General features: G+C 65.7%; 2 protein-coding genes. Both read right to left on the minus strand.

Annotated features, from left to right (window positions below; genetic code table 11):
• On the minus strand, positions 1-617 hold a 617-nt coding region (locus MOV75_RS37250), incomplete at its 3' end, for an efflux RND transporter permease subunit (protein WP_247007895.1).
• 6 nt (positions 618-623) lie between these two features.
• A partial coding sequence (locus tag MOV75_RS37255; protein ID WP_247007896.1) for an efflux RND transporter periplasmic adaptor subunit occupies positions 624-1,616 on the minus strand: 993 nt, incomplete at its 5' end.

Below are 1,616 nucleotides of genomic sequence, written 5' to 3' on the forward strand. Positions count from 1 at the left end.
GCCTTGTTGACGTCGTCCGCGGTCAGCCCATAGCCGACGAGCTTGGCCGGATCGACCCAGACGCGCAGGCTGCGCTCGGTCGAGTACAGCGTGGCGCGGCCCACGCCGGGAATGCGGCGGACCTCGCCCAGCACGTTGCGGATCATGAAGTCGCCGAGGCCGACCTCATCCAGGCTGCCATCTGTCGAGTTCAGCGTGATGATCTGCAGCACCGCGCTGGAGGCTTCCTCGATCAGGATGCCCTGCTGCATCACCGCGCGCGGCAGGCGCGCCTCGACGCGCTTGATGCGGTTCTGCACCTCGACAGAGGCGGCGCTGGTATCGGTGCCCGGCTGGAAGTTGGCGATGATCTCGACCTGGCCGAGCGAGTCGCTGGTCGATTCGAAGTTGAGGATGTTGGCGGCGCCGTTGAGCTCCTCCTCGATCAGCCGCGTGACGCTGTTGTAGAGGTTTTCGGGCGAGGCGCCGGGATAGCTGGTCGAGATCGAGATCGAGGGCGGCGCGATGATCGGATATTGCGCGATCGGCAGCAGCGGCACGGCGATCGCGCCGATCAAGCAGATGAACAGCGCGACCACCCAGGCGAAGATTGGCCTGTCGATGAAGAAGCTCGCCATAGCGCGTTACCGCGTGAGCTTCTGCGCGTGCCGATTGTCGGCGGTCGCGTCCGCTTCCGACCAGGATTGCGGCTTGACCTTGTCGCCGGCCGCGAATTTCTGGAACCCTTCCACCACGACCTTGTCGCCGGCCTTCAGGCCTTCAGTGACGAACCAGACTCCGTCCTGCACGGACCCTGTGCGCACCGCCTGCACTGCGATGTGGTTGTCATCCTTGACGACGAACACTTCGCTGCCGCCACCGCCATTGCGCTGGATCGCCTGCTGCGGCACCGCGATCGCATCGGAATCCAGACCCTGGTCGATGCGGACGCGGACATACATGCCCGGCAGCAGTTCGCGCTTGGGATTGGGGAATTCGCCGCGCAGGGTCACCTGTCCGGTGTGGGCGTCGACCTTGGCATCGGAGAACAGCAGCTTGCCGTCGAGCGAATAGATGGTGTTGTCGTCGAGTACCAGGCGCACCTTGGCGGCATCGGAGGCGATGCGCTCGAGGTCGCCGGTCTCGAAGGCGCGGCGAAGCTGGTTGAGCTCGTTCACCGACTGGGTGAAGTCGGCATAGATCGGATCGAGCTGCTGGATGGTGGCGAGATTGGTCTCGTTCTGCACCGCGAGGGCACCCTCGCTGACAAGGGCCGCACCGACCACGCCGTCGATCGGCGCGCGCACGGTGGCATAGTCGAGATTGAGCCTTGCCCGCGAGAGGTCGGCCTTGCGACCTTCGACCTCGGCATGGGCCTGGCGTTCAGCCGCAATCGCCTTCTCGTTCTCGGCTTCCGGAGCAGCGCGATCCTTGGTGAGGGTAGCGATACGGTGCGCCTGCTGCCTCGCCTGCATCAGCGCGGCCTCCGCCTTGGCGAGCGCAGCTTCGTTTGCCATCACCTCGACCTCGAACGGGCGCGGATCGATGCGGTAGAGCGGATCGCCCGCCTTCACCTCGCTGCCCTGGCGGAACAGACGCTCGACCACGATGCCGGAAACGCGCGGCCGCACCTCGGG

Source organism: Bradyrhizobium sp. PRIMUS42 (assembly GCF_023006515.1).
Classification (GTDB): Bacteria; Pseudomonadota; Alphaproteobacteria; order Rhizobiales; family Xanthobacteraceae; genus Bradyrhizobium.